The 23,901-nt window shown below is 53.6% G+C and carries 25 protein-coding genes and 1 pseudogene; 10 read left to right on the forward strand and 16 right to left on the reverse strand.

Annotation, left to right across the window (positions count from 1 at the left end; genetic code table 11):
* Window positions 1-48: 48 nt before the first annotated feature.
* The 3 genes and pseudogenes from ACTHYN_RS04090 to ACTHYN_RS04100 form a co-directional block, all read right to left on the reverse strand.
* Window positions 49-237: pseudogene (locus ACTHYN_RS04090) on the reverse strand (peptidoglycan -binding protein); the annotation flags it as partial.
* Window positions 234-962, reverse strand: coding sequence for a MotA/TolQ/ExbB proton channel family protein (locus ACTHYN_RS04095; RefSeq protein ID WP_441811233.1), 729 nt, complete (start codon window positions 960-962; stop codon window positions 234-236). The gene ACTHYN_RS04095 and the pseudogene ACTHYN_RS04090, both read right to left, overlap by 4 nt.
* A gap of 140 nt (window positions 963-1,102) precedes the next feature.
* Window positions 1,103-1,780: a type 1 glutamine amidotransferase domain-containing protein gene (locus ACTHYN_RS04100; protein ID WP_441811234.1), complete on the reverse strand. Its 678-nt coding sequence runs from the start codon at window positions 1,778-1,780 to the stop codon at window positions 1,103-1,105.
* Window positions 1,781-2,085: 305 nt separating this feature from the next.
* On the opposite strand from ACTHYN_RS04100, the gene ACTHYN_RS04105 reads away from it, so the two are divergent.
* Both ACTHYN_RS04105 and ACTHYN_RS04110 read left to right on the forward strand, forming a co-directional pair.
* On the forward strand, window positions 2,086-2,820 hold the full coding sequence (locus tag ACTHYN_RS04105) for a substrate-binding periplasmic protein (protein ID WP_441811235.1): 735 nt from the start codon (window positions 2,086-2,088) through the stop codon (window positions 2,818-2,820).
* A gap of 45 nt (window positions 2,821-2,865) precedes the next feature.
* Window positions 2,866-3,291 carry a hotdog fold thioesterase gene (locus ACTHYN_RS04110; RefSeq protein WP_441811236.1) on the forward strand — a complete coding sequence of 142 codons (426 nt, stop codon included), beginning with the start codon at window positions 2,866-2,868 and terminating at the stop codon, window positions 3,289-3,291.
* Between the two features lie 56 nt (window positions 3,292-3,347).
* Here ACTHYN_RS04110 and ACTHYN_RS04115 read toward each other — a convergent pair whose 3' ends face one another.
* The gene (locus ACTHYN_RS04115; protein ID WP_441811237.1) at window positions 3,348-3,728 is read right to left on the reverse strand and encodes a rhodanese-like domain-containing protein; all 381 of its coding nucleotides are present in this window, start codon (window positions 3,726-3,728) and stop codon (window positions 3,348-3,350) included.
* 133 nt (window positions 3,729-3,861) lie between these two features.
* Between ACTHYN_RS04115 and rarD the strand changes: the two genes are divergently transcribed.
* On the forward strand, window positions 3,862-4,746 hold the full coding sequence (gene rarD, locus ACTHYN_RS04120) for an EamA family transporter RarD (protein ID WP_441811238.1): 885 nt from the start codon (window positions 3,862-3,864) through the stop codon (window positions 4,744-4,746).
* A 9-nt stretch (window positions 4,747-4,755) separates the two neighbouring features.
* On the opposite strand, the gene ACTHYN_RS04125 is transcribed toward rarD, so the two are convergent.
* Complete coding sequence (locus tag ACTHYN_RS04125; RefSeq protein WP_441811239.1) at window positions 4,756-5,091, reverse strand: hypothetical protein; 336 nt, start codon at window positions 5,089-5,091, stop codon at window positions 4,756-4,758.
* 36 nt (window positions 5,092-5,127) lie between these two features.
* Between ACTHYN_RS04125 and ACTHYN_RS04130 the strand changes: the two genes are divergently transcribed.
* The 4 genes from ACTHYN_RS04130 (at window position 5,128) to dctP (ACTHYN_RS04145) (ending at window position 8,582) form a co-directional block, all read left to right on the forward strand.
* Window positions 5,128-5,583: a cation transporter gene (locus tag ACTHYN_RS04130; RefSeq protein WP_441811240.1), complete on the forward strand. Its 456-nt coding sequence runs from the start codon at window positions 5,128-5,130 to the stop codon at window positions 5,581-5,583.
* Between the two features lie 10 nt (window positions 5,584-5,593).
* Entirely contained in the window at window positions 5,594-5,797 is a 204-nt protein-coding gene (locus ACTHYN_RS04135; protein WP_441811241.1) for a DUF3565 domain-containing protein, read from the forward strand.
* Between the two features lie 239 nt (window positions 5,798-6,036).
* Window positions 6,037-7,101 carry a TRAP transporter substrate-binding protein gene (locus tag ACTHYN_RS04140; protein ID WP_441811318.1) on the forward strand — a complete coding sequence of 355 codons (1,065 nt, stop codon included), beginning with the start codon at window positions 6,037-6,039 and terminating at the stop codon, window positions 7,099-7,101.
* Window positions 7,102-7,565: 464 nt separating this feature from the next.
* Window positions 7,566-8,582, forward strand: a complete 1,017-nt coding sequence (gene dctP / locus ACTHYN_RS04145; RefSeq protein WP_441811242.1) for a TRAP transporter substrate-binding protein DctP — start codon at window positions 7,566-7,568, stop codon at window positions 8,580-8,582.
* Between the two features lie 111 nt (window positions 8,583-8,693).
* On the opposite strand, the gene ACTHYN_RS04150 is transcribed toward dctP (ACTHYN_RS04145), so the two are convergent.
* The 5 genes from ACTHYN_RS04150 to ACTHYN_RS04170 form a co-directional block, all read right to left on the reverse strand.
* On the reverse strand, window positions 8,694-9,977 hold the full coding sequence (locus ACTHYN_RS04150; protein WP_441811243.1) for a TRAP transporter large permease: 1,284 nt from the start codon (window positions 9,975-9,977) through the stop codon (window positions 8,694-8,696).
* Window positions 9,978-10,042: 65 nt separating this feature from the next.
* Window positions 10,043-10,675 (reverse strand): TRAP transporter small permease, encoded by a 633-nt coding sequence (locus ACTHYN_RS04155; RefSeq protein WP_441811244.1) that lies wholly within the window; start codon window positions 10,673-10,675, stop codon window positions 10,043-10,045.
* Between the two features lie 170 nt (window positions 10,676-10,845).
* The gene (gene dctP, locus ACTHYN_RS04160) at window positions 10,846-11,877 is read right to left on the reverse strand and encodes a TRAP transporter substrate-binding protein DctP (protein ID WP_441811245.1); all 1,032 of its coding nucleotides are present in this window, start codon (window positions 11,875-11,877) and stop codon (window positions 10,846-10,848) included.
* Between the two features lie 107 nt (window positions 11,878-11,984).
* Window positions 11,985-12,515, reverse strand: a complete 531-nt coding sequence (locus ACTHYN_RS04165) for a YqiA/YcfP family alpha/beta fold hydrolase (RefSeq protein ID WP_441811246.1) — start codon at window positions 12,513-12,515, stop codon at window positions 11,985-11,987.
* A gap of 6 nt (window positions 12,516-12,521) precedes the next feature.
* Window positions 12,522-13,514 carry an LLM class flavin-dependent oxidoreductase gene (locus ACTHYN_RS04170; protein WP_441811247.1) on the reverse strand — a complete coding sequence of 331 codons (993 nt, stop codon included), beginning with the start codon at window positions 13,512-13,514 and terminating at the stop codon, window positions 12,522-12,524.
* Between the two features lie 144 nt (window positions 13,515-13,658).
* On the opposite strand from ACTHYN_RS04170, the gene ACTHYN_RS04175 reads away from it, so the two are divergent.
* Together ACTHYN_RS04175 and nhaD are read left to right on the forward strand one after the other, a co-directional pair.
* On the forward strand, window positions 13,659-14,414 hold the full coding sequence (locus ACTHYN_RS04175) for a putative 4-mercaptohistidine N1-methyltransferase (protein WP_441811248.1): 756 nt from the start codon (window positions 13,659-13,661) through the stop codon (window positions 14,412-14,414).
* Window positions 14,415-14,623: 209 nt separating this feature from the next.
* Window positions 14,624-16,114, forward strand: a complete 1,491-nt coding sequence (gene nhaD, locus ACTHYN_RS04180; protein ID WP_441811249.1) for a sodium:proton antiporter NhaD — start codon at window positions 14,624-14,626, stop codon at window positions 16,112-16,114.
* Between the two features lie 74 nt (window positions 16,115-16,188).
* Here nhaD and ACTHYN_RS04185 read toward each other — a convergent pair whose 3' ends face one another.
* Window positions 16,189-16,752, reverse strand: coding sequence for an NADPH-dependent FMN reductase (locus tag ACTHYN_RS04185; protein WP_441811250.1), 564 nt, complete (start codon window positions 16,750-16,752; stop codon window positions 16,189-16,191).
* A 51-nt stretch (window positions 16,753-16,803) separates the two neighbouring features.
* On the reverse strand, window positions 16,804-17,232 hold the full coding sequence (locus tag ACTHYN_RS04190) for an EAL domain-containing protein (protein WP_441811319.1): 429 nt from the start codon (window positions 17,230-17,232) through the stop codon (window positions 16,804-16,806).
* A gap of 169 nt (window positions 17,233-17,401) precedes the next feature.
* Between ACTHYN_RS04190 and ACTHYN_RS04195 the strand changes: the two genes are divergently transcribed.
* Entirely contained in the window at window positions 17,402-18,421 is a 1,020-nt protein-coding gene (locus tag ACTHYN_RS04195; RefSeq protein WP_441811251.1) for a tellurite resistance/C4-dicarboxylate transporter family protein, read from the forward strand.
* Here the strand turns inward: ACTHYN_RS04195 and ACTHYN_RS04200 are convergent.
* From ACTHYN_RS04200 to ACTHYN_RS04215, 4 genes are read right to left on the reverse strand one after another with little or no spacing between them, the layout of a single operon-like run.
* A complete protein-coding gene (locus ACTHYN_RS04200) occupies window positions 18,402-20,657 on the reverse strand; it encodes a heavy metal translocating P-type ATPase (RefSeq protein ID WP_441811252.1) in 2,256 nt (751 codons plus the stop codon). The genes ACTHYN_RS04195 and ACTHYN_RS04200 overlap by 20 nt on opposite strands.
* Before the next feature lies 1 nt (window position 20,658).
* Window positions 20,659-21,444: a c-type cytochrome gene (locus ACTHYN_RS04205; protein WP_441811253.1), complete on the reverse strand. Its 786-nt coding sequence runs from the start codon at window positions 21,442-21,444 to the stop codon at window positions 20,659-20,661.
* Window positions 21,445-21,452: 8 nt separating this feature from the next.
* Entirely contained in the window at window positions 21,453-22,058 is a 606-nt protein-coding gene (locus ACTHYN_RS04210; protein ID WP_441811254.1) for a cbb3-type cytochrome c oxidase subunit II, read from the reverse strand.
* Window positions 22,055-23,671 (reverse strand): cbb3-type cytochrome c oxidase subunit I, encoded by a 1,617-nt coding sequence (locus tag ACTHYN_RS04215; RefSeq protein WP_441811255.1) that lies wholly within the window; start codon window positions 23,669-23,671, stop codon window positions 22,055-22,057. Before ACTHYN_RS04215 ends, ACTHYN_RS04210 begins: the two co-directional genes overlap by 4 nt.
* Window positions 23,672-23,901: the final 230 nt, after the last annotated feature.

Consider the following 23,901-nt stretch of genomic DNA (forward strand, 5'->3'; position numbering starts at 1 on the left):
CGGTTGACGATGGCTGTATTATCGCCGATTTTGAGACTTATTCAGAGTCTCCTTAAGCCTTTGGTTGAGGCGCGCCAGCTCGGAATTGCGGTCAGACAGTGTTTGCGACAGGTAGAGCTGGCTCACCACATAAACCAGTAGCATAAAAATCACCAGCATCAGCAAGGCGGAGAGGGCATCTACATACCCCGGCCAAACATTGATGCTGCTGCGGTTTCGGCGTCTTGATCCGCTCATAGCTGGCTTTCATCGCTGTTGAAAGGGTCTACCAGGTTGGTTACGCCGGTAAGCCATTCTTCCAGGCCGTCATAAAACCGGTTCTGTGCATGACCCGCCTGAATGTCCAAAAAACCCAGGATAAGAGAGCCGCCAAGGCCGAACAGTGATGAGCTGAATGCCGTGCCCATACCCTGCAAGGGCGTTAGCAGCCCGGCTTGCAAATCGGCAAACACCTTACCGAAATCACCCTGACCCATATCCAGATTGGTAATCACCTCACCCACCGCGTTGATGGTACCAAGCAAACCCCAGAAGGTGCCCAGCAGACCGAGAAAAACCAGCAAACTGATGAAGTAGCGAGTGATTTCGCGTTGTTCATCCATTCGGGAATGAATGCCATCCAGAACGGTGCGTAGCGACAAGGTGGAAAGTTTGAACCGGTCGCGCTTGGATTCTTCGCCCAACTGTCGGGCCAGTGGTTTTAGCAGGCGGGGTTCCTGTACCACCGAAAGGCCGGAGTGGCCGGTGCGAAACTGGGCAATCCAGCGCATCTCGGGGAACAGGGTGAAGACCTGGCGGTAGGCAAGGCCGACACCTATGATCAGCACGCAGACAATCATCAGGTTGAAAACCCAGTTGGCCATAAAGGCCGATATCAGGGGCTTGTGGATTAAAACGCCAACAATCGCGACAACCGCGAGAAAGAAGGTCATCCAGAAAAGGGTGTGTTTTGGGTTACTCATGAAAAGCCAGCCTTTTGAGATGTTCTTCAAAACGTTAGCACAGACTGAAGGATGTTGGTGCTTAATTGGCTGAAATCATACAAGTAAGCGTTCTCCGGCGGAGCAAATGGCCACGCCGGAGAAGTATCACAGGGTTGGGCTTATTGCAGTGCCTGAACCACAGCCTTGGCTGCACCCTCGGATGAGGCCGGGTTCTGGCCGGTAATCAGCTTGTTATCCACAACAATGTGCGGTGCCCAGTCGTCACCTTTGGTGTAGGTGGCGGTGTTTTCCTTCAGCATGTCTTCTAGCAGGAAAGGCACAATGTCAGTAAGGCCGGCGGCCTCCTCTTCACTGTTACTGAAGCCCGTAACCTCGCGGCCACCAACCAGATTCTGGCCCGGCTTGATTTCCACGTTCCTGAAAACAGCCGGTGCGTGGCACACTGCACCAATCACCTTGTCCTGTTCGTAAGCGGTTTTGATCAGGGCGATGGATTTGTCGTCGTTAACCAGATCCCACAGTGGGCCATGACCGCCCGGGTAAAAGACGGCGTCAAAATCGTTCATATCCACGTCGCCCAGCTTTTTCGTGCTGGCGAGGGCTTCTTTGGCATGGGCGTCGGCCTGAAAGCGGCGGGTGGTGTCCGTCAGGGCTTCCTCAGCCTCACTGTTTGGATCTACCGGGGGCTTGCCGCCTTTGGGCGATGCGACGGTTATGTCTGCCCCGGCTTCCTGGAATACGTAGTAGGGAGCGGTGAATTCTTCCAGCCAGAAGCCGGTTTTGTGTCCGGTATCGCCCATCTGGTCGTGTGAGGTTAGAACCATGAGAACGTTCATAGTGCCTGTCCTTTTCTTTGAGAAGTAAGGGCCACTTGTTTTCAGGACCTGCTACAGTTTGTGGTGGTGTTAGCGCATTAATTCAACCGTGATGTCAGGTTGGGTTTTACGAAGATTGGCCGCTGCCAGATCCGAGAGCGCCTATACTGTGCAATAACGTTGTCGCCTCCGGCCAAAATGTAATGTGGCTTTATGTTCGAAAACAGGGTGGTGTGTAATTGTCAGCCTTCATAAAACAGATGTTGCCCAACTGTTTCAGATCGCTTCCTTTGCTACTGGCTCTGATCATTTTCTGTGAGTCAGCCATGGCGGAGCCTTCATGCAAGACGCTGACAGTAAGCGGCAACCCGGAGTATCCCCCTCTGTTATGGGAAAAGCCCCATGCTCCCGAACAATTAACAGGTGCGGCCATAACGTTATTAGAGGAAATTCTTGAGCCTCTTGGTATCGCACTCGATGTTCAGAGCCCCGGTTCGTGGGCACGAGTTCAGCGTCTTGCCAGGGTTGGCGAGCTGGATATGATTGCCGGAGCGTTCATTACACCGGAGCGTATTCAGTATATGGACTATCTGCTGCCGCCGTTTACCCACCTGCAAGCGACTGTCTGGGTGCCTGTAAACCGGGTGTTTGAGTATCGCCACTGGCCGGATTTGAAGGGCAAACAGGGGAGCACGCTGATCAACAACAGTTTCGGCGAGGGGTTCGATCAATATGCGAAGGAAAACCTGCAAATCGTCAATGTGCGAACCATCGAACAATCCTTTGAGATGGCGCTCGCCGGGCGGGTTGATTATGTTCTTTATGAGCGCTTGCAAGGGCAGGTTAAACTTGAGCGTTTAGGACTGGCCGAAAAGTTTGTGGTGCTGGATGTGCCCATCAGTAACGAAGGGCTCTTTTTTACTTTCTCCAAGGACTCGCGTTGCAACACCTTCGAATTACGTGAGCGCATTGCAGACAGCTTATATACACTGGTCGATTCTGGTCGCCTGGATGAGTTAATCGATGAATATGCGGCCCGCTACATGTCTCTTCGGCCCTAAGGCCGTAAAGATGATTTCCACAATCCGTTAGAGAGTTTTTTCACCATGACAATCTGGAACGTGAAGCCGGATCTCGAGAATCTGGCCAAAGCCAGTATGAATACAGCAGTCAGTCACATGGGCATTGAATACACTGAAATTGGTGATGATTTTGTGAAAGGCCGTATGCCGGTTGATGAGCGCACTATTCAGCCTTTTGGCATACTTCACGGCGGTTCATCGGTCGTGTTGGCCGAGACGCTGGGCAGTATGGCTGCCAACTGTTGCCTGAAGGATCCGAATACCGTGGCCGTAGGGCTGGATATCAATGCCAACCATATACGTCCCGCCACCAGGGGGTGGGTATACGGAACGGCCAGAGCGGTTCATATTGGCAGCGCGACACAGGTATGGGAGATTCGCATAGAAAATGAAGCGGGCAAGCTCACCTGCATGTCCCGTTTGACCATGGCGGTTACCAAGCGGCAATAAAACCGCGCTTGGCCAGGTAAAGGGCGCCCCGGAAACCCGGGCGCCCTTCGTTGTGATTAACCGAAGTTTGGCAGTTCCGGTTTGGCGGTAGGTTTACCGGCTTCTTGCCAGGCATCAAAGCCGCCTTCAATAGATTGCACGTTCAGGTAGCCCATTTCCTGAAGGGCTTGGGCGCTCAGTGCCGCACGGCCTGACGTTTTGCAATAAACCACAATCTTCATATCACGGTTGGCCAACACCGGGTCGTTACTGAACTTGAACTCCAGTAAGCCTCGGGAAATATTGGTCGCCTGGGGGATGTGGCTTTGTCGGTATTCGTCGCTATCACGAACATCCAGCAGCAAGTCTGCAGCCTGAATGGCGCTATCGGCTTCCGCCAGGGAAATTTCCTGAATGTGCTGTTTGGCTTCGGCGACAAAATCCTGTGCTGTTTTCATAACCTGCTCTCCCTTCAATGTCAGTGTTCTGCGAGTCTCGCGAGTGCCTGTCAGATTAAGACATATTGCCCAAGGTCGTCACCAGCGGAGTATGTTAGATTTATTATTATCGTGTAATAAGGAAGCTATTGATATGGCGGCACAGGAAACTACAAAAGGCGTTGCTTACGGCCTGTGCGCCTACACCATTTGGGGCTGCTTCCCGCTTTACTTCGCTTTGTTTGAGGGTGTGCCTGCCTGGGAAGTGGTTATTCACAGGGTGCTCTGGTCCTGTGTGTTTTTAGCGCTTATCGTCACTTTTTTGAAGCGCTGGCCGCCGGTTATGGCGGCGCTGGCGCGGCCTGAAAAGCTTGGCTTTGTTCTCGGCTGTGCGGTGCTTATAGCTGTAAACTGGGGCGTTTATATATACGCTGTGGAAAGCCGGCAAGTGTTGCAGGCCAGTCTGGGTTACTTTCTGACACCTCTGGTGAACGTAGGCCTGGGCATGCTGGTTCTCAAGGAGAGCATTTCACGAGTTCAAATTGTGGCGGTGATGCTGGCCACCATCGCTATTCTTTTCCAGTTATTTCTTTTGGGCGTAGTGCCCTGGATTACGTTGGTACTGGCGTTCAGTTTCGGAACCTATGGGCTGCTGCGTAAGCAGGTAGTACTGGATGGACTCTCGGGGCTGTTTGTGGAAACGCTGCTATTGCTGCCTGTGGGGCTTCTGGCGCTGGCGGGTATCAGCTACGCGGGAGCTTCCCATTTTGGTGCCAACACAGGCACGGCACTTTTGTTGCTTTCTAGCGGCATTGTCACTGCTATTCCTTTGTTGTTTTTTGCAGGCGCGGCTCGACGGTTGAGGCTGTCTACTGTCGGGTTTCTTATGTACATCAACCCTACTATTCAGTTTTTGATTGCATTGACGGTATTCCACGAGCCCCTGAGTATTGAAAAACTGGTGAGCTTTATCATGATCTGGGTGGCTCTGGGGCTTTATTCATGGTCGGCCTGGGCTGAGCGCGCCAAACCAGCCTGAAGACAGAGGTTACTCTACCGATCCCAGATACTGCTCCAACTCAGCGGCCAGCCACCCTACCACGGCGCCGCCCTGTGCCTGTTCAGATTCGAAAGCACTGAACACTTTCCACCATTTGGCGCTGCGGTGGTGAATCACTGCAAGTGAGCCTTGGGATAGAGCGTCGGCAATTAGTGGCAAGGGTAAATCCGCCCATCCGGCGCCATCAATCACCGCATCCCGAATTAACTCATATTGAGTAGACGCCAGGTAGTTGGCCGTTTCTGGCGATTCTGCTTCCAATCGGTCGTTATGCATAAACGCCAGCGTGACTTCCGTATAGTCAATGAGATCGTCCTGAGTCACCCGGCTGAGCCGCTGGTAATCGCTGTCAAAGGATTAGTGATAACTCTAGTATGCGCACTCTCTTTGGTATCGGCTATTGTGGCCTTGCTTAAAGGTGGCAGAGCAGTAAGTGCAGACAGGGCGCTGATATTTGCCGCCGTAAGTGTGTTGGGCTGTGTGGCCGTGTGGCTGTATCTGAAATGGGCTGGGCGTGCCGGGTTCTCTGGTTTGGTTATTGCAGAACAACAGCAATGGTTTATGGATGCAGTGCTCAGTGCCGCCGTTCTGGTTGGCTTTGGTTTTGCCTGGTGGTTGGAGCAGAGCGCGCGGTATGCCTGGGCAGTATATGCAGACCCCGTAAAAATGACCAAAGTAGGCCCCAATCTTTTGATGGAAATCAGCCTGCCGGCCAACTGGCCCGGGCGTGTTGAGCGATTGAAGTGGGCTTTGCTTCGGCACCTGGCAGGGCTTCCAGTGCGCCCTGCGATTTTCATGCGCAGTCTAGTCAGCTAACTTGGGCGGTATGAAGCAGCCGATTATTGGATATCACAAAGATGAAGAAGACCATTGGGTCGCCCGCCTGGCTTGTGGTCACAACCAGCATGTTCGCCATACGCCGCCTTGGGTTAACAGGCCTTGGGTAACTACTGAAGAGGGACGGCGCTCCATGTTGGGTTTTGAGCTTGATTGCCGCAAGTGCGAAGAAGGGGCTGTCGCTGATTTCTGACTGAATAACACATTAATCTTCTTCAAGGTTCGGGGCGTTTGGCCGATAGTGAATCAAGACAGTTCGCCACATTCCCAAGGACCTGCAGTTATGAAGCTTTTGAACAGCCTGCGGGGGTTGATAAGTCAGTTTAAGGTCTAAGGGTTGTTTGGTGGCGTGGATGCTGGCGACCGTCTAGTATTGCATACGTTTCAATAATAATAACGCGACAAACCAAACCATAAAAGGTGTTAACAATGATGACTCGTCTATTCAGAATAACAGCGGCGACGTTGCTGTTCTCTGTTAGTTCGCTCGGCGTTGCGGCTGAAAACCATACGTTGAGACTTGCACAAACCTGGGGCCCTAATGCGCCGATTCTTGGTGAAACTACCGAGAATATGGCCGAAATGGCCGAAGAAATGTCTGGTGGTCGCCTGAAGATTCGTATCGACAGCGCTAACAAGCACAAGGCCCCGTTTGGCATTTTCGATATGGTGCGCAATGGTCAGTACGACATGGGGCACACCGCCTCTTATTACTATAAGGGCACCATTCCCAATGCCATGTATTTTACCACGACTCCGTTTGGCCTGATTGCGCCAGAAATGTACGCCTGGTTCTATCACGGCGGTGGTATGGAGCTGATGCAAAAGGTATACGAACCCTACGGCCTGCTTTCGTTCCCGGGCGGCAATACCGGCAACCAAATGGGCGGCTGGTTCAACAAGGAGATCAATTCGGTTGAGGATCTCAAGGGTCTGAAAATGCGCACCCCGGGTTTTGCGGGCGAGGTTATGTCTGAGCTGGGTGTTGCCGTAACCAACCTGCCCCCCGGCGAGCTATACACTGCCCTTGAGCGCGGTACGATTGACGCCGTTGAATGGGTCGGGCCGGCGCTTGATTTCCCCATGGGCTTTCACCAGATCGCAAAGTATTACTACTCAGGCTGGCAGGAGCCAGGGGCTGAGGTTCAGTTCCTGATCAACGAAAAGTCCTGGAACAAGTTGCCCAAGGATTTGCAGGCTATTCTGCGTGTTGCCATGCGTACAGCGGCCTATGACATGTACATTCAGACCACTCACGAAAGTGGCGTAGCCTGGGATCGTATGAAGGAAGATTATCCAGAGGTCACGCACAAGACTTTCCCGCCGGAAGTTATCGAAGCCATGCGCGATGCAACTGATAAGTTGCTGGCAGAGGCTGCTGAAAAAGACGAACTGGCGAAAGAGATTATTGATTCCCAGTTTGATTACCTGAAGCAGGTCCGTCAGTGGACCAATATTTCAGATAAAGCCTATCTCAACAGTATTGCCGGCGAGTAAAAGCCTTCCACCACAAGCCCCCGGCCGCAGCAGCCGGGGCTTGTGGCCTGCAGTGCCATCACCCCATCACACTGTCTCCGATCCGTACACGTACTGGCAGTGTTGAACTATACTCTTCGTAATCAAGGTTTCGAACAGGAAGCTGACGGTAGGTATTGCGCCACTTTCTTGCCTTGAGTGGCTTCATTTGCCATTGTTACTTGAATGTAGACTTTTGTGAGCGCGAAGCTCATAAAGAAGCCGCCAGCAGAAGGCGGCTTAAAAAAGCCCTAAATATAAACTGGATATGGCCGAACCCTTAATGGGCGGGGTGAATGCGGCCACGGGAGATACGGAAATGGAAAGAGAGCTACCGCAATGCGCGCTGGCCCCGGTTGCCTTCAGGCAGCAGGTGCTCAGCAAAGCAGAAGCGCGGCGACGTTCTGTATTAACCATCACTATCCCGGCTTCATGAAGGAGAATGTATGAAATTCTACAAAACATTGTGTCTGGCGACAGCAGTTGGTCTTGCTTCTGCAGCGACGGCTGCAAACGCAGAAACATGGCGTTTCGGCCTTGAGGAAATCGAGGGTAGTGTTCAGGCCAAGTACGCAGAAGCGTTCAAAGAAGCCATTGAGGAAAAGAGTGACGGTGATGTGACCGTGCAGCTTCTCCCTTATGGCAAGTGGGGTTCCTCTTACTCCGTGCTCTACGACGCCGTACAGAGTGGCTCTCTTCAGCTGGCCTTTGGTTCAGGGGCCCTGGGTGGCACTGTGCCGGAAAGCCAGTTGCTCAGCTTGAACTTTGTTATGCCGGCAGACCAGCTTGAGACAGTTAAGGTTCTCAACTCCGATGAGTTCCTGCAAAGCGAGCCCTGGCAGCAGTCGTTCCGGCAGCGAGGGCTTGTACCACTGGCAGAGCTGGCTGAAGGCTATCAGGTATGGACAACGAACAAGTCCATCGAATCACCTGACGACATGAGCAATCTGAACATTCGGGTCATGGACAACAGCCTGTTACGCTCTACTTATCAGGCTTACGGCGCGTCTCCAATCACCATTGCTTACGGCGAGCTCTACAGCGCACTGCAGCAAGGTCAGGCCGATGCCAACATCCAACCGGTGTTTGCGCATGAGGAAATGGGCTTCTACGAAGTTCAGGACTACATGATCTTTGCCAAGCAGGCGCAGTTTGTGGCCACCATGATGGGCAACCTTGAGTGGTACGAAGGCCTTACTGACGATCAGCGCAAGATGATCAAGGAGGTGACCAGTGATCTTGTTAAGACTGGGCATGAGATTCAGAGCGAGTTTAACGAAAAGCGCCTGGATAAGATCAAGTCCAAGAGTGACATCAAGATTATTGAGCTGACCGATGAGCAGCGTGAGAAGTTCCGCGAAATGGCGAAGCCAGTACGTCAGACATTTATTGACGACGTAGGCGAGAACGCCAAGAAGTCTCTGGATATTCTGTTGGAGGCATACGGCGACGCCGAGTCTTAATCCAGACCACAAGGCTTACCGGCTTTTATAAGCTTGTCAGTCTTGAATAAAAAAACCCGGCCAACAGGCCGGGTTTTTTTATGGCCGTTCAATGAACGGCTGCCTTCGTTGTTAATCGCCGCCGATTGACGGCAGGAACAATGAGATTTCCGGAAATATGATGAGCAGCACAGTGGCCAGCAGCAGTATGAATATAAACGGCGGCGTACCGCGTACGATATCAAGGTAAGGCCTGCGGAACACGGCAATTGCAGTAAAGATGTCGCAGCCAAACGGCGGTGTAGCCGAGCCAATGGCCGCCTGTAGCGTAACGATAACCCCCACGTGTATCGGATCCAGACCTGTGGATTGCACCAGAGGCTTGAAGATGGGCACGAGGATCAGAATAACCACGATTGGGTCGACAAACATGCAGCCGACAAAAAATGCGATAGCAATCAGAATGAGGGCCAGAGTTTGGCTATCCCCTACGCTTTCAATGACCGGCCCCAGAAGTTGCTCGGGAACGCCAGCTGTGCCAAGGGCCTGAGAAAATGCGGCCCCGATAGACACCAGTATGAAAACCACGGCGGTAATCATGCCCGTAGACAAAGCGAGTTCGGGGAGCTCGCGAATAGCGACCTTACGATAAATGACCACTTCCAGCAGCAGAGCATAGGCCACAGCAACCGCAGACGCCTCTACAGCGCTGAAGTAACCGCCATAGATGCCGCCAACAACGATAACCGGGAAACCCATGGGCAGGATAGCTTTACGCACAGCGCGGAATCGCTCACCCCAGGTTGCGCGGGGGTCTGGCTCGATTCCCTTGATGCGAGCACCGACATAGCAGTAGATGGAGAACATAGCCAGAATAAGGATGCCCGGCAAAATCCCGGCGAGGAACAGGTCGCCGATAGAGGCCTTCATGACGACGCCGTAGATGATAAAGCCGATACTGGGTGGGATCAGCAGGGCGATATCACTGGCGTTGATGATCAACGCCAGTGCGAAGCTGTCTGGATAGCCCTTGGCGAGTAATCGTGGGCGCATGGGGCCGCCCATGGCGACAACGGTCGCCTGGGTTGAGCCAGATACCGCACCGAACAGTGCGCAGGATGCGGCGGTTGTAATTGGCAGGCCGCCACGAATATGGCGGGTAAAGGAGTCAACCACATCCAGCAACCGGTTGGCGGTGTGGCCCTTGGTTAGAATGTCGGCTGCAAAAATGAACATGGGCACAGCAGCCAGAACCCAGCTACCAACGCCTGAGACCATCCAGCTGATGGCCTGGTCCGGACCGAAAAATGTCATGTCCGTAAACATCATGAAAAGCGTGCCTATCGCCAGGGGAACCATCATCGGGAACCCCATTAACAGCAGCACTACCATGGTTATTATTAGTAGAGTCAGCATTGTTTTCCCCCGAAATCAGCCTGTGGTGCGCTTGAATTATATATCTGCGAATTTCATTGAGACCGTCAGGGACCCATAGGGCCGTCGGGTGTATGGCTCTCGCCACTGTCATCCAGTGGTAGCTCGTTAAATTCTTCCTTTTCAGTAAACGAGCGATAGATACCTTCGCTGAACAGGTTTCGGAGTGTTACCAGAACATACTGAATTCCGGCAAGTGTGAAGCCAATGGGTAGAGCCAGGTTGACTGTCCAAAGGGGGATTTGCAGGGATGAACTGACGCGGCCGCGATCGAACAGAGCTATGTCGTACTGGGCAGACTTGTACGCAAAGTAGAACATCAGGGCGCCAGTGCCGATGCTGAGAATAATCATCAGAACCTTGCGGGGGCCGTCGCCTAACATGTCATAAATGGCCGACATGCGAATGTGCCGCGCGCAGCGTGCGGCATAGCCTACGCCCACGAAGGTGGTCACGATAATGAGCATTTCGGTGACTTCGTAGGTGCCCGGAATCCCTTTATTAAAGAGAAGGCCCCCCACAACGTGTGCACTCATTAACAGCGCCATCAACAGAATGCAGGTGGATATAATGGTTTTCTCTATCCAGCCAAGACCTTTGTCTATGGAGTTGAGCGCCGAAAGGAAAGCATTTTGTTGAACTGGGTCTTTTTTCTGATTGGCTTGATCCGTTTCGTCCATGTCTCGTCCCGTTTTGTTAGACGGCCATTAGCGCTGCCATAAAAATGGGCTGCGCCGCTAAGGAAGCCGGGCCAGGTGGGTTAGTATGCAGCCCCAAGGTTCGGCTTGTACGTATTATTAGAGTACAGGCATCAGGCAACCTTCGCCACCTTGCATTTTAACAAGGCTTGTTAGTGCCGGTGTTGTACGTTGTTCAAGTCTTTCTTGAATTGCTGAAGCAACTCCTTTCCACTGTTTCCTGTCATTTCAATAAACTTCTGCTCCACCTGCTGTGCTCTTGCTTTGAATGCTTCAATTTGAGTGTTATCCAAACGGGTAACCGTGACTTCGTCGTTACGCGCCTGGATTCGCTCAAGGGCTTTATCGGCAAGGCCTGAAATGTGAACGATCACTTCCTCAAAAGCGTGATCTGCTGCGCTTTTAATCAGCTGTTTGTCTTTGTTTTGTAGCTTGTCATAAAAACGCTTGTTGGCCATCGCAGCCGTAGTGAACCAGCCATGGCTGGTGTAAACCAGATTTGGGGACACCTCATAGAGTTGTTCGGATTCGATCCAGAAAATCGGGTTTTCCTGGCCGTTGATTATGCTGGTTTGCAAGGCACCGTATACTTCACCAGTAGGCAGCGGCACGGGAATAGCACCAAAGGCAGAGTACGTGGCAGACAGTAGCGGGTTGGTCATTACCCGCATTTTCTTGTCTTTCAGGCCTTCTGGCGATGTGAAGGCTTCATCTACGGTAATAACCATCTCACCCTCAGGGTACATGCCCAAAAGCTCCAGACCATTATCTGCATAGAGCTTTGGAAAATCTTCGTTGATAGCGGTGCTGTTGCGAAAGAACGTGACAACCCTGTCCATGTCGGTGGGCATGAGGTATGGAATGAAGAAAATTTGAACTTCTGGAATTTGAGCGCCGGTAAAACCAGGTGACTGATTGACGAAATTCAGGATGCCAGCCTTGGTTTGCTCCATGATGTCATCGGATTCGCCGAGTGCACCAAAGCGGTATATCTGGACGGTGTGATCGGAATTTTTTTCTATATATTCCTTGAAATTCTGGGCGTATATATCCTGCACATCGCCTTTGTTTTCTTCATGCGCATAGCGCCATGTGTCAGCATTTGCAGCGTTGGTCACTGTGAGTGCCCCAAGTACCAGCAGGGACACGCCAGCCAGCCTGATGATTGTTTTTGTTATGTTCATCCGCCTGTTCCTTTGTTTCTTCCCTGGTGTTCATCATGGTCTATGCGTGAAAGTTGGCAAAGCTTGCTCGTTTTAGCAAGGAAAAGGTCAGTTTTATTGTGCTCGGTTTATTGTCCGAGCCCTGACCTGGAAAGGAAAGCGCGAAATTCCTCAACAACTCTCTCAAGGTTGTTTTCCAAGCGATGCCCATCGGGCAAGACGAGTATCGGAAGCGATTGCAGCCGGGCGAGCTCAATGACCGGCATAGGCGGAACCACATCATCATCCCAGCCATGAATGATCTGTGCATGCCTTGCCTTTATAACAGGGCTGGACAGAGGGTAGTCCGGCATTGCCAGTGCGGGCGCCAGCAGGAAGCACCCTGCCACGGGTGTGTGTGCACTGGTCTGGGCGCAGACCCAACCACCCATACTTGAGCCGGCAAGAATGATGTTTTCCGGGGCCGCACCACTGGCAGAAATCGCATCATTCATCTGGGCAATGCGTATAGCCGGGTCTTTGCTACTCCGGTGGTCAATTGCATAGACCTGAACGTTATCGAAGGTCTCCGCGATGTTTTTCAGAGCCTGCATTTTAGTGCTCCCAGGGCCGCTTTCAAGGCCATGTGAGAGAAAAACATGAGTGGTTCTGGTGTTCATGATGCATCAGCCTTGCCGGGTGTCTTGGAGTATGTCCAGCGCATGTCGGCGCTTTTCCGGGTCATAAATGTCTACGGTAAACATGAGTTCGTCTACCTCTACACTGGCCAACAATTGGTTGAGCTGGCCTTTGATGGCAGCCGCATCACCGAGTACCTGAAGCCCCAGAAAATCCTTTACTGTGGCTTCTTCGCCGGCGCTCCAGAGGCCGTCCATGGAGGCCACAGGTGGTTTGAGCCATAGCGGTTGACCTTTGAACAGCGAGAGAATGCGCTGGTAACTGGTGGTGGCCAGGTATTCAGCTTCTTCCACAGAATCGGCAGGGACTGCTGGAATCGCCAGCACAGCATAAGGGTGTTTCAGTTGTTCCGATGGCTGGAAGTTATCACGGTAGACCTTCAAAGCTTCGCGATAAAGGCGCGGAGCGAAATGTCCGGCAAACGAGTAGGGCAGACCGCGCATGGCTGCAAGCTGTGCACTGTAGAGGCTTGAGCCCAGTAGCCATACAGGTACATTGGTGCCGGCACCGGGGATGGCCTTCACGGGTTGGCCGGCCCGCAGCGGGGCCAGCAGGCTTTGCAGCTGTGCGACATCTTCCGGGAACTGCTCGGCACCCAGACCATCACGCCGCAGAGCGCGGGCCGTGATCGGGTCAGTGCCGGGTGCCCTGCCAAGGCCCAGGTCAATGCGGCCAGGGTAAATGCTTTCCAGTGTTCCGAACTGTTCAGCGATCACCAGAGGCGGGTGGTTGGGCAGCATCACCCCCCCGGAGCCTACCCGGATGTTTTGGGTTTTGCCGGCAATGTGGCCGATCAACACAGAGGTGGCGGAGCTGCTGATGCCTTCCATATTGTGGTGCTCGGCCAGCCAGAGACGTTTAAATCCGAGCATTTCGGCATGCTGGGCATAGGCCACACTGTTTGCCAGGGTGGCGCCTACGGAGTCACCCTCACGAACGGAGGCGAGTTCCAGCAGTGAATAGTCTGGGTAGTGGCTCATAATGTCTTATCCGATTTCCGATGGGTTCCTCGCTTCATAGCGAGAACGGCATGATGCTACGATAACATTCGACGCCAGTGATGCCCCGGGCCATTTTGGAATGGCTGAGGTAGCGTAACGCCCATTAATGTGAAGGACACCCTTGTGCAACAAACCGCTTATTACGAAGATGACACGACGCTGGCCCAGTACCTGGAGTTTCACTTTGGTGAGCCGTGGCATGGTGAAGCCAGCTTTCCTCGTGGGTTAGCCAACGTGGCGATAGATGCGATGGATGGCCGCACATTAGGGCGAGCACTGGATATTGGCTGCGCCTGCGGGCGCACCAGTTTTGAACTGGCTCGTGTGTTTGGGCACGTTGATGGTATCGATTTTTCCAATAAATTTGTTGAGCAGTGCAGGACGATGGCCCGGGATAAGGTGGTTCGTTATGCCCGCCCTGAAGAGGGTGCCCTGGTGAGTTATCAGGAGCGCTCCCTGGCATCATTGGACCTTGAAGACACTACCCCGCGGGTAGCTTTTCATCAAGGGGATGCCTGTGACCTTAAACCTGAGTTCACCGGTTACGACCTGGTGTTGGCCGGCAACCTGATAGACCGCCTGTATGATCCGTCGTTATTCCTGACTCGCATACATGAGCGAATGAACGAGGATGGCCTCTTACTGATTGCCTCACCCTACACGTGGCTGGAAGACTATACGCCAAAGGACAAGTGGGTGGGAGGCTTCCAAAAAGACGGTCAGGACTACACGACTTTTGATGGGCTACGCGACATTCTGGCGCCACATTTCTCGTTATTGATAGAGCCTCGGAGCCTGCCGTTTGTGATTCGCGAAACCCGCAACAAGTTCCAGCATAGTTTTTCCGAACTCACTGTGTGGGAAAAAAGCCGGGGTTAGCCCTCGGCAATAATTCAGTCTCCATATAGCTAAATACCGAGATGCTCAAATGTGGTGCCCGTTGCTATCAGCGGGTTTGACGAGTGGTTATTAGAGGCATGTTGCAGACAATAGCTTGCGAACGACCTAGGTCAATCTAGGTGAGTATCCGGTCTGCTAAACTTGCTCCGTTTCTTAACCCTCCACACACCTTTCTTGAGCCAGGTACCATGACCGAAAACCGCAGTTCTGAAACCCTACCCGCCCGGCGAGGCCATCCGCGTGCTATTGCGAGGATGGCATTGGTCTTGTCCGGGCTGTTTGCACTTGGATTCAGCACGATTGCAAGTGCCGCAGAACCCGGCGTGACAAGCTTCACGCACCACCCTGTGGGCTACATTGCCATAATCATCTTTGTGATTGCTTATGCGTTTGTAATGCTTGAAGAAAAGCTGCACCTGCGCAAGTCCAAACCTGTGTTGTTGGCAGCTGGCCTGATTTGGTTCCTGGTTGCGGGAGCGGCGGCGATGAATGGCGATACAGAAAGCGCCAATGCAGCCTTGAAGCACAACTTATTGGAATACTCCGAGCTTTTGCTGTTTTTGCTGGTGGCGATGACTTATATAAACGCCATGGAGGAACGTCAGCTTTTTGATGCGCTTCGGGGCTGGCTGGTGAATAAAGGTTTCAGTTATCGCAGCCTGTTCTGGATTACCGGGTTGCTGGCCTTTTTCATCTCGCCTATCGCCGATAACCTGACTACCGCGTTATTGATGTGCGCGGTGCTTATGAAGGTGGGTGAAAACAGCCCCCGCTTTATTGGCCTTGGCTGTATCAACATCGTAATTGCGGCAAACGCCGGTGGAGCTTTTTCTCCGTTTGGCGATATCACAACTCTGATGGTCTGGCAGAAAGGCGTGGTCGAATTCACGGAATTCTTCCGGTTGTTCATTCCGGCTGCTGTGAACTACCTGGTGCCGGCTATTATTATGAGCTTTGCCATCCCGGGTGAGCCACCAGGAAAAGCAACCGATGAGGTAATCATGAAACGTGGTGCCCGTCGCACTGTTGTGCTGTTTTTACTGACCATCACCACCGCCGTACTGGGACACAACTTCCTGCACCTGCCAGCGGTAGTTGGCATGATGATGGGCCTGGCTTACTTACAGTTGCTGGGTTATTACCTGCGCATAAGCTTCAAGCGGGGTGTCGCCCGTGAGCGCGTCTGGGCAGAAAACCATCACAACACCCGGCTGCTGGCGCGACTGGATAAAGCAGCACCGTTTGACGTATTCAATCCAATGGCCCGCACCGAGTGGGATACTCTGTTGTTTTTCTACGGCGTTGTGCTGAGTGTGGGCGGGCTAGGGTACATTGGCTATCTGACCGAGGTGTCCGAACTGCTCTATGTAGGCTGGAACGCCACAGGTGCCAACATTACCGTGGGCTTTTTATCGGCCATCGTCGACAACATTCCAGTGATGTTTGCAGTGCTTTCCATGGAGCCGGACATGTCCCATGGCCAGTGGCTTCTGGTCACGCTTACCGCGGGTGTGGGCGGCTCTATGCTGTCTATTGGCTCTGCAGCTGGCGTGGCACTTATGGGCCAGGCCCGGGGCTACTACACCATTATGTCGCACCTGCGTTGGACACCGGTAATTGCGCTGGGTTATGTGGCATCTATTGCAACCCACATGTGGTTAAACGCCAGTTTGTTCTGATGTCTGGCTACGGAGCCCGCCCAGGGCTCCGTTATTTTCTCTTCTCTGAATAGTTTGCGCTGCTTATCGTGCTCTCAACGCATGGTTTTCAGCGCCACAGTCCATTTTTCCAGCTCGGTCAGCATTGCGGTGGCGGAGGGGTCTATAAGATCGTTGGAATGGAACACCTTGTTGTCATCCAAATGATTCCACGCCATGGGCACCATCACACCTTCAACCATTGGCATCATTTTTAAGGTGGTTACCAGCTGGCGAGCCAGAGTTGCTGCACGTACCCCGCCGGCTGCACCGCCATAACTTAAAAAGCCGCACGGCTTATAGTTCCACTCGCTGTAAACGTAATTCAACGCGTTCACAAAGGCCGGGGGTGGGCAAAAGTTGTATTCAGGCGTTACAAATACATAGGCATCTGCTGCATTTACGCTCTCCGACCAGCTTTTGGTGTGTGCGTGTTCGTATATACCTGAACGCGGGTGCTTGGCCTCGTTATAAACCGGAAGGTCGAAATCCGCCAGGTCTACCAGTTCGCAATCAAAGCCGGAGTTGCTTGCGGCAAAATCCCGGAACCAAGCGGCTACGGATGGGCCAATGCGGCCGGGGCGGGTGCTGCAGATTACGATGTTTAGCTTAAACGCCATAGAGCAGTGTCCTTATTGGAGAGGAATATCAGCTTTAGGCGGGTTATTGGATCATGGACTCGGGTTTGAGTAAACGGCGTTCCAGTTCCTATGCCGGCATAAAAGCCCAGCCCTGTTCGAATTTGGCCCCATATCCCACACAACGGTCGCCTGAGTATTTGTTTCAATACCTTCCGCCACAACGTCCATGCCCAATTCGTTAGCTATTCGAATCATCAGCGGGATGAGGGCAGCACCCAGACCACCGGCGTCGATATCAAGCGCAAAACTGCGGTCGATTTTCAAAGTGTTGTAGTCCAAGTCTCGCACCTTCGGTAAGTTTGAGTAACCCGTGCCAAAGTCATCCACTGACAGAGCAAAGCCTTGGTGTTTGATCCACTCCAGGCAGTCTCTGGCTTCGGCTGTATCCAGTTGCTCGTCTTCGGTAATCTCGAATCCACATGATGACCTGCTCCAGATAAATCGGTATATGAATATAATGCTACGGAATAAATCATCTGTGAAATGGGTAAATTATATAAAACAATCCCGTAAAATCGATTAATTGGCGAAGCCAGGGTTCGGTTTGAACCGATCTGGTGGTGGATTAGAATGTGCGTTGTTTCCAGGGTGGATCAGCACCAGATTAATAAAAGCAGGCGGGCAGGTTATGACACATGATTTGAAAGGCCTGTCACCGGCCTACTTTGGTATGGTGATGGCCACTGGCATCATTTCTTTAACGGCGCATTTCCTGGATTTTGAGCTGGTGGCGCACAGTCTGTTTTATCTGAACCTGTGCTTTTACGGTGTGTTGTGGGTTGCCACAATTGCGCGTTTTTTGGTCTATCGTCGGGAATTCTTACTTGATGTTATAGATCACCTTCGTGGTCCTGGCTTTTTCACCTTACCTGCTGGCTCCAGCGTGCTTGGTAGTCAGTTTATTATGCTGACGGATTTTACCCTGGCCGGCCGCGTGCTCTGGGTGATTGCGATTGTTCTTTGGCTGACAATGACCTACACCATATTTACGGCGTTCACGGTTAAAGAGGAAAAGCCAACTCTGAATAAAGGTATTACTGGCGGGTGGCTACTGGCAGTGGTGGCAACCCAGTCCATTGCGGTGCTCAGTGCGTTAATTGCGGTGGGTATGCCGCAACCCTACAAGCTTGGGGTTAACTTTTTGGCGTTATCCATGTGGCTATGGGGCGGTATGTTGTACATCTGGATGATGTCGCTGATCTTTTACCGCTATACGTTTTTCAAATTCTCCCCGGGTGATCTTGCCCCCCCGTATTGGATAAACATGGGGGCTATGGCAATTTCGACACTGGCGGGTTCGCTGTTGATCGTTAACGTGAAAGACGCGCCTTTTCTGGATTCATTGCTTCCTTTTTTGAAAGGTTTTTCGGTTTTTTACTGGGCCACAGGAACCTGGTGGATACCTATGCTGTTTATTCTGGGTATATGGCGGCACGTGTACAAGAAATTCCCGCTGGAATACGACCCTTTATATTGGGGTGCGGTGTTCCCGCTGGGCATGTACGCGGCCAGTACCCATGAGATGGCGGGCGCCCTGGGCTTTCATTTCCTCGATTTCATACCCATCAGTTTTTTCTACCTTGCCCTGCTCGCCTGGTCGGTGACGTTTTTGGGGCTGTTGCGGTCACTCAGGCCGGCGAGGTTGTAGCCTGGGGCGATGGCGGAGCGTCCGGGGCATCGCCGGGCATCTGCTTTTGCATGCGCAAGCTGTTGAGCAGAACACACAAACTGCTCAGGGACATGGCGATGGCTGCAATAACCGGCTGTACCCATCCGATGACGGCGAGAGGGACAACCAGGGCGTTGTAGCTTACGGCCCAGAACAGATTTTGCCGCATGAGTTTGCGAGCCCGTTGAGCCAGCAGCAGGGTGTCTGGCACTTTGGCGATGCTTTCGGTGAGATAAACGGCAGCCGCCGCGCCTGTGGCGGAGGCTGCATTGCCCACGGCGATACCGAGTCTGGCGCCTGCCAACGCTAAGCCATCGTTCAGACCATCACCTACAAACACGGCGTTGGTTTGTTTTTCCAGGTTTTCCATAAAGCTGTGCTTCTGCTCCGGGGAGTAACCTGACATCACGTGCCTGGCCGGGATGCCAAGGCGTTCGGCCAGTTTCAAGCAGGCATTTCGGGTATCACCGCTAAGCAGGTAAATAGTGTGCCCCTGATGTGCCAATCGCCGGATGGTAGGCGCAGATTCGGGCCTGAGGGTTTCCTGAAATCCGATTTTTCCGGCATAGCACCCGTTGTGAGCTATGTGGATGTTCATGCCGGTATCTTCGTTGGCGGGCACCTCAATGCCTTGTTCTCGAAGCCAACTGGCTTGCCCGGCCAATGCGGTGTTCTCGCCGCTGATCCAGCGTGTGCCTGCGCCGGCGATACTTTCCCGGGTGCCTTCTGGCGTTATGGCTTGGGGCATCTCAGCGCCTGCTCTAAGCCCTCTGGCGACAGGGTGTTGGGAGTCACTAAGAGTGGCTTGCGCCAACTGGAGTAGCGAGCGTTCGGTCCATGGCCTGGCGGGGTGAATGTGATCGACACTCGGCTCGCCGGTGGTCAGCGTGCCGGTTTTATCGAAAACAATCGCGCCCACCTCGGCGGCAGCTTCCAGTGCCGCCGGGTCTCGCAACACGATGCCACGATGGACCATGTGAGCATGGCCCATGGTGATCACCAATGGAATGGCCAAACTCAGTGCGCAAGGGCAGCTGATGATCATAACCGCCAGCCCGCGAGCTGCGGCTTCCGGGGCCGGTACTCCCTGAATAAACGCCAGCACCACGGCCACAGCCGCGGCGATTAAAATAACCGGTAGCAGCACTCGGGCAATACGGTCTGTGAGCCGCTGCAAGGTGGTCTTTCGGCTGAGCAGGGCACTGATGGATCGGGATAGCCGGTCAATTCGGCGTTCACCAATACCGGCTGTTACCAGCAGCTCAAGCTCGCCCTCCACTAGCTGGCAACCTGCCAGCATTTCCGCGCCCGACCTCAAGGATTGTGGCAAGTGCTCTCCCGTTAACATCGACAGGTCCGCCTGGCCTTGTCCATAAATAATCTGGCCGTCCAGAGCCAGTTGCTCACCGGCTTTGAGAATAATGTGTTCGCCGGGGTGAACGTCGTTGGCGGGGCGGGTTTCGAAGTGGCCGGAGGTAATTTTCAAAGTGACCTGTTCTGGCACATCCTGAAGATAGCGGCGGATAATCTCTGAAGCGCGCCGGCGCACGCTGGTGTCCAGCAGCCGTGCGATCAGTTGGAACGTGATCAGCATAACGGCTGCGTCAAAATACACATGGTAGCTGCCGGCGGCGAGTTGCCAAACCGAGATGATACAGGCGGCAAATACCGCGATAAAAATCAGACTATCAAGGCCGGGTGCGCCGGCAATGAGCGTGCGCCAACCTACGCGATAAAAGTGAGAGCCGGAATAAAGTACCACCGGCATTGCAAACAAACCGCTGGCCAGCGCAAGCGGCCAGAGCACCTCTGGCTCTACCGCACCAAGCGGCGCAAGGTAGATCAGCAAGGCGGGCATCATGCTCCACATGCCAAAAACCACCGCAACGGCCAGCCGTCTTTGCAAATGCTTGCGCACGGATTCTGCTTGGGATTTACTCCGTTCGGCATCAACGGAGCCATGCAGCCGGTATCCCAGGCGAGCCACTGCTTTTTGAAGGTCAGCAAGTGGGGGCTTATCGTTCTCCCAGCATACCAGGACCACATCGGCGGCAAAGTTAACTGCCGCGTCGCTAACCCCAGGTTGTTTCTTCAGCAGCGCTTCAACGGCGATAGCACAGCTGCCACAGCGCATCCCCTCAATCATCAGGATATCTTGCTGTTCGGGCTTTTGGTGCCCAGGCGCCTGTTCTGTGCTCTTGCTGCTGTCGGGCATTTTAGTGTTCCCCGAAAACCTCCGTTAGCTCGTCTGCAGACCAGCTTCCACGACTACCGAAACGTTCTTTGTGTTTGGCGACTGTGTCCGGGCTGACCTCGCTTGCGTCGTTACCCCATTCACTCCGCGCATAGCTCAGCACCGCGGCTATTTCTGCATTTGAAAGTTGGCCGCCAAGGGGAGGCATCATGCCCTGAAAGGTATTGCCCGCCACCTCAATTTCACCTTCCAGCCCATCATGAACGATTGCGATGGGGATATTGGGGTCGGCCTGCAGCCATTTGCTGCCTGCTAATGGTGGAAACGCACCGGGAACGCCCTGGCCATTCGCCTGGTGACAGGAGCTGCAGTGGGCGCCAAAGAGCGCTTCGCCATCTGCCTTTGCGGTGCTGTTAGCATCTGCCCCTGAATTCTCTGCGGATGCCGTGTCTGGCGCCTCCCCGGCGTCCGCGGTTTCTGCGGTGTCTGAACCCTTTGAAGTCGTGGCGTCCGGTTTACTTGAGCCGTCCGCGCCGGATGCTTCGTCGGCGGGTGTGCCAGCGCCTTCTGAAGCTTCAGAACTGTCTGAACCTGCAACGTTTGCCGGCTGGGATTGCTGATGCTCAGCCGCAACGGGCGTGCGACTGTCCCCTCCTTGCAAAGGCTTGCCGATTTGCCAGGCGTAGTAGCCCACGCCCCAAACAATCAGGATGGCTATATAGGCCAAGACAATCTTTGGAGTGGTGCGAGTGCCTTCTTCCGGTTCGGGCGCTTCGCGAAACTGAGCGCGCTGATCATGTTCATTCATGGCGCACGTTACTCCTTGGGTTCGTCGGATTTAGGCAGTGTCGGTGCCGGATAAGTATGGTCAAGAGCGAGCATATATTCGGCCAACGCAAGCGCATCTTCAGTGGCAACAATCTGCCCGGATTCAGGAGCATAAGGCTCCCGTGGGTAGACCACCTTGTCGCCCTCTGCAGCTTCCTCCACATGGCGGAACAGGAACGGATACGAGGGCATGATGCTGTCTTCGTGAACCGTTCGGGGGTTGTAAAGGTGCAGTAATTGCCAGTCGATGCTGGGTAGCCGGGCGCCGACGTTGAACAGATCCGGGCCGGTGCGCATGGTGCCCAGCAAGTGTGGCTGATCGTAAGCGTAGTCACCGGGCACGGAGGGGCGCCCCCAGCCTCTGTCCCGGTCTCCAGGCGCAAAGCTCGGGTCCCGGGGTTGTTGACTATGGCAATAAACACAGCCGTTGGCTATATATAACTGCCGGCCACGCTGCTGCTTTTCAGTGTACGGTTTGAGGTCGGGTGGAATCTGTTCGGCCGACATTTGCAGGTACGGCATAACCACCAGTGTGAGTGTGGCAAGCAGCAGAATCAGAGCCGCACCTACCATAATTGCGAGAGCGCGTTTCATTGAGTGGGCTCCTTAACTGCAGGGCGGAAGAGAGTGGGTTGCTCATTGCCAGCGCCACGGCGCATCAGCAGCGCGACAAAGTGGAAGGCAAACACTATGTGCCCCAGAGTCATCAGGGCGCCACCAATGGTGCGGCCTTCAAGTGCCGGAAGTGTCATGCGAACAATGTCCATGAATGGCATTTCGGCATCGAGCAAAGCCGTGCCTTGTAGCCAGCCGCCCACGGTCAGTGACACGAAGTAAATCAGAACGCCGATGCTGACCAGCCAAAAGTGCAGGCTGATCAACCTGCGCCAAGGCCACTCCCAATTGGTGAGGCGGGGCATAATGAAATACACGGCACCAAACAGAATGAAGCTCAGGAAGGCATACATCCCGAGGTGGGCGTGGGCCACGGTGTAGTGAGTAAAGTGGGTGATCACGTTTATGCTTCGCAGTGCTTCCATAGAGCCTTGCAGCGAAGACGCTGTGTACATCAATGCGCCGATCCACACAAAACGCAGAGTGGGAGAGTCCTTCAAACGCTTGAAATTACCCATCATAGTGCCGTGGTGGTTAATGGCGACGGTAATTACCGGAATCGACATCATTACACTGTGGACGATTGAAAGTGTTACCAGCCAGGTTGGGATGGGCCCGCCAACCAGGTGGTGAATACCAACCTGGCTGTAGAACAGTGCCAGAGACCAGAACCCTATCAGCGACAGCTGATAGGAAATAATAGGCCGGCCGAGAATCTTCGGGATCATGTAGTAGGCGATACCAATGCCAATGGGGGTGACCCACAACCCGAGAACGTTGTGGGCAAACCACCAGTTAACCGTAGCGCCGGACGCACCGGGAAAGGTAAAGGGAAGATTGGCAATCAGGAATAGAATCGGGAACCAGACCAGCGCGGCCATTAAGTACCAACTGGTGACATAAAGGTGTTCCACCTGGCGATTGGCTGCGGTCAGCAGCAGCGGAATCGCGCATAGAGCACCACCAAAAACAAACAGAATGTCTATCTGCCAGGGGAATTCCAGCCATTCCTCACCGTCGGAGTAACCCAGAGTAATGGCGACCAATCCAAGGACCAGGCCTATGTTCCAGATAAAAGCGCCACTCACGGCGTACTTTCCGCCAGCCAGTGCGGTTTTGAAGAGCCGGGGAATCAGGAATAGCGCGACACCAATGCCCGCCATGGAGGCCCAGCCATAGGTGACTGCGTTCAGGTGCACGGGGCGCACGCGGCCGAAGGTGAGAAACTCACTGGAGACCAGAAATTCGGGAAGGTGCATTTTCAGGGAGGTGACCAGCCCGAAAAAGGAGCCCAGGATCAGCCAGAAAACAGCGGAGCTCAGCCAGGTTAGCACCGCGGTTCTGGATGACTGATCGGCTGTCCAGCGAGCCTTGATGGCGCTCGCCTGCGCTGAGGTGTCACCGGTGAAATCGGGTTTGTCTGCCAGCGCCGGGTCTTCACTGTGACCCTCTTCTCCCGGGGAGAAGATGGTGCGCGCGGCTGACTGGCCATAGCTGAACTGATTGTTGGCGATAGACCAGATCAGCAGCAACAGACCTACCGTCGACAGCACGAAGGTAATGATCAGTAGAATGGCGATAGTAGGCGTCATAGACTGTCCTATATGATTTGCTGGAAAGATACCTTACGTAGAAGGCATCATTTAGATCCAAATGATTGCAGGTTTTAAGGTTGTATTTACATGTTCCGGGGAGATAACGAGGAGTCGGATTACAGTAACGCGACTGAGAAGGCGGGGCGATGGGTGCTCTTGTTCTAAATCAAGTGTTGGCGGTTGAAGTACCCCGGCGGCTAGCTGAGCGAGGAAGTCTGAATCATAGG

The sequence above is a fragment of the Marinobacter sp. genome (genome assembly GCF_052091845.1).
Lineage (GTDB): Bacteria > Pseudomonadota > Gammaproteobacteria > Pseudomonadales > Oleiphilaceae > Marinobacter.

Excerpts from the sequence above, each read along its gene's own strand:
- ACTHYN_RS04215 (WP_441811255.1), bottom strand. The coding sequence starts at position 23,671 with ATGACGCCTACTATCGCCATTCTACTGATCATTACCTTCGTGCTGTCG.
- nhaD (WP_441811249.1), top strand. The coding sequence starts at position 14,624 with ATGACCGAAAACCGCAGTTCTGAAACCCTACCCGCCCGGCGAGGCCAT.
- ACTHYN_RS04185 (WP_441811250.1), bottom strand. The coding sequence starts at position 16,752 with ATGGCGTTTAAGCTAAACATCGTAATCTGCAGCACCCGCCCCGGCCGC.
- ACTHYN_RS04165 (WP_441811246.1), bottom strand. The coding sequence starts at position 12,515 with ATGAACACCAGAACCACTCATGTTTTTCTCTCACATGGCCTTGAAAGC.
- ACTHYN_RS04105 (WP_441811235.1), top strand. The coding sequence starts at position 2,086 with ATGGCGGAGCCTTCATGCAAGACGCTGACAGTAAGCGGCAACCCGGAG.
- dctP (WP_441811245.1), bottom strand. The coding sequence starts at position 11,877 with ATGAACATAACAAAAACAATCATCAGGCTGGCTGGCGTGTCCCTGCTG.
- dctP (WP_441811242.1), top strand. The coding sequence starts at position 7,566 with ATGAAATTCTACAAAACATTGTGTCTGGCGACAGCAGTTGGTCTTGCT.
- ACTHYN_RS04115 (WP_441811237.1), bottom strand. The coding sequence starts at position 3,728 with ATGAAAACAGCACAGGATTTTGTCGCCGAAGCCAAACAGCACATTCAG.
- ACTHYN_RS04210 (WP_441811254.1), bottom strand. The coding sequence starts at position 22,058 with ATGAAACGCGCTCTCGCAATTATGGTAGGTGCGGCTCTGATTCTGCTG.
- ACTHYN_RS04100 (WP_441811234.1), bottom strand. The coding sequence starts at position 1,780 with ATGAACGTTCTCATGGTTCTAACCTCACACGACCAGATGGGCGATACC.
- ACTHYN_RS04200 (WP_441811252.1), bottom strand. The coding sequence starts at position 20,657 with ATGCCCGACAGCAGCAAGAGCACAGAACAGGCGCCTGGGCACCAAAAG.
- ACTHYN_RS04140 (WP_441811318.1), top strand. The coding sequence starts at position 6,037 with ATGACTCGTCTATTCAGAATAACAGCGGCGACGTTGCTGTTCTCTGTT.
- ACTHYN_RS04205 (WP_441811253.1), bottom strand. The coding sequence starts at position 21,444 with ATGAATGAACATGATCAGCGCGCTCAGTTTCGCGAAGCGCCCGAACCG.
- ACTHYN_RS04095 (WP_441811233.1), bottom strand. The coding sequence starts at position 962 with ATGAGTAACCCAAAACACACCCTTTTCTGGATGACCTTCTTTCTCGCG.
- ACTHYN_RS04135 (WP_441811241.1), top strand. The coding sequence starts at position 5,594 with ATGAAGCAGCCGATTATTGGATATCACAAAGATGAAGAAGACCATTGG.
- ACTHYN_RS04195 (WP_441811251.1), top strand. The coding sequence starts at position 17,402 with ATGACACATGATTTGAAAGGCCTGTCACCGGCCTACTTTGGTATGGTG.
- ACTHYN_RS04170 (WP_441811247.1), bottom strand. The coding sequence starts at position 13,514 with ATGAGCCACTACCCAGACTATTCACTGCTGGAACTCGCCTCCGTTCGT.
- ACTHYN_RS04155 (WP_441811244.1), bottom strand. The coding sequence starts at position 10,675 with ATGGACGAAACGGATCAAGCCAATCAGAAAAAAGACCCAGTTCAACAA.
- rarD (WP_441811238.1), top strand. The coding sequence starts at position 3,862 with ATGGCGGCACAGGAAACTACAAAAGGCGTTGCTTACGGCCTGTGCGCC.
- ACTHYN_RS04110 (WP_441811236.1), top strand. The coding sequence starts at position 2,866 with ATGACAATCTGGAACGTGAAGCCGGATCTCGAGAATCTGGCCAAAGCC.
- ACTHYN_RS04150 (WP_441811243.1), bottom strand. The coding sequence starts at position 9,977 with ATGCTGACTCTACTAATAATAACCATGGTAGTGCTGCTGTTAATGGGG.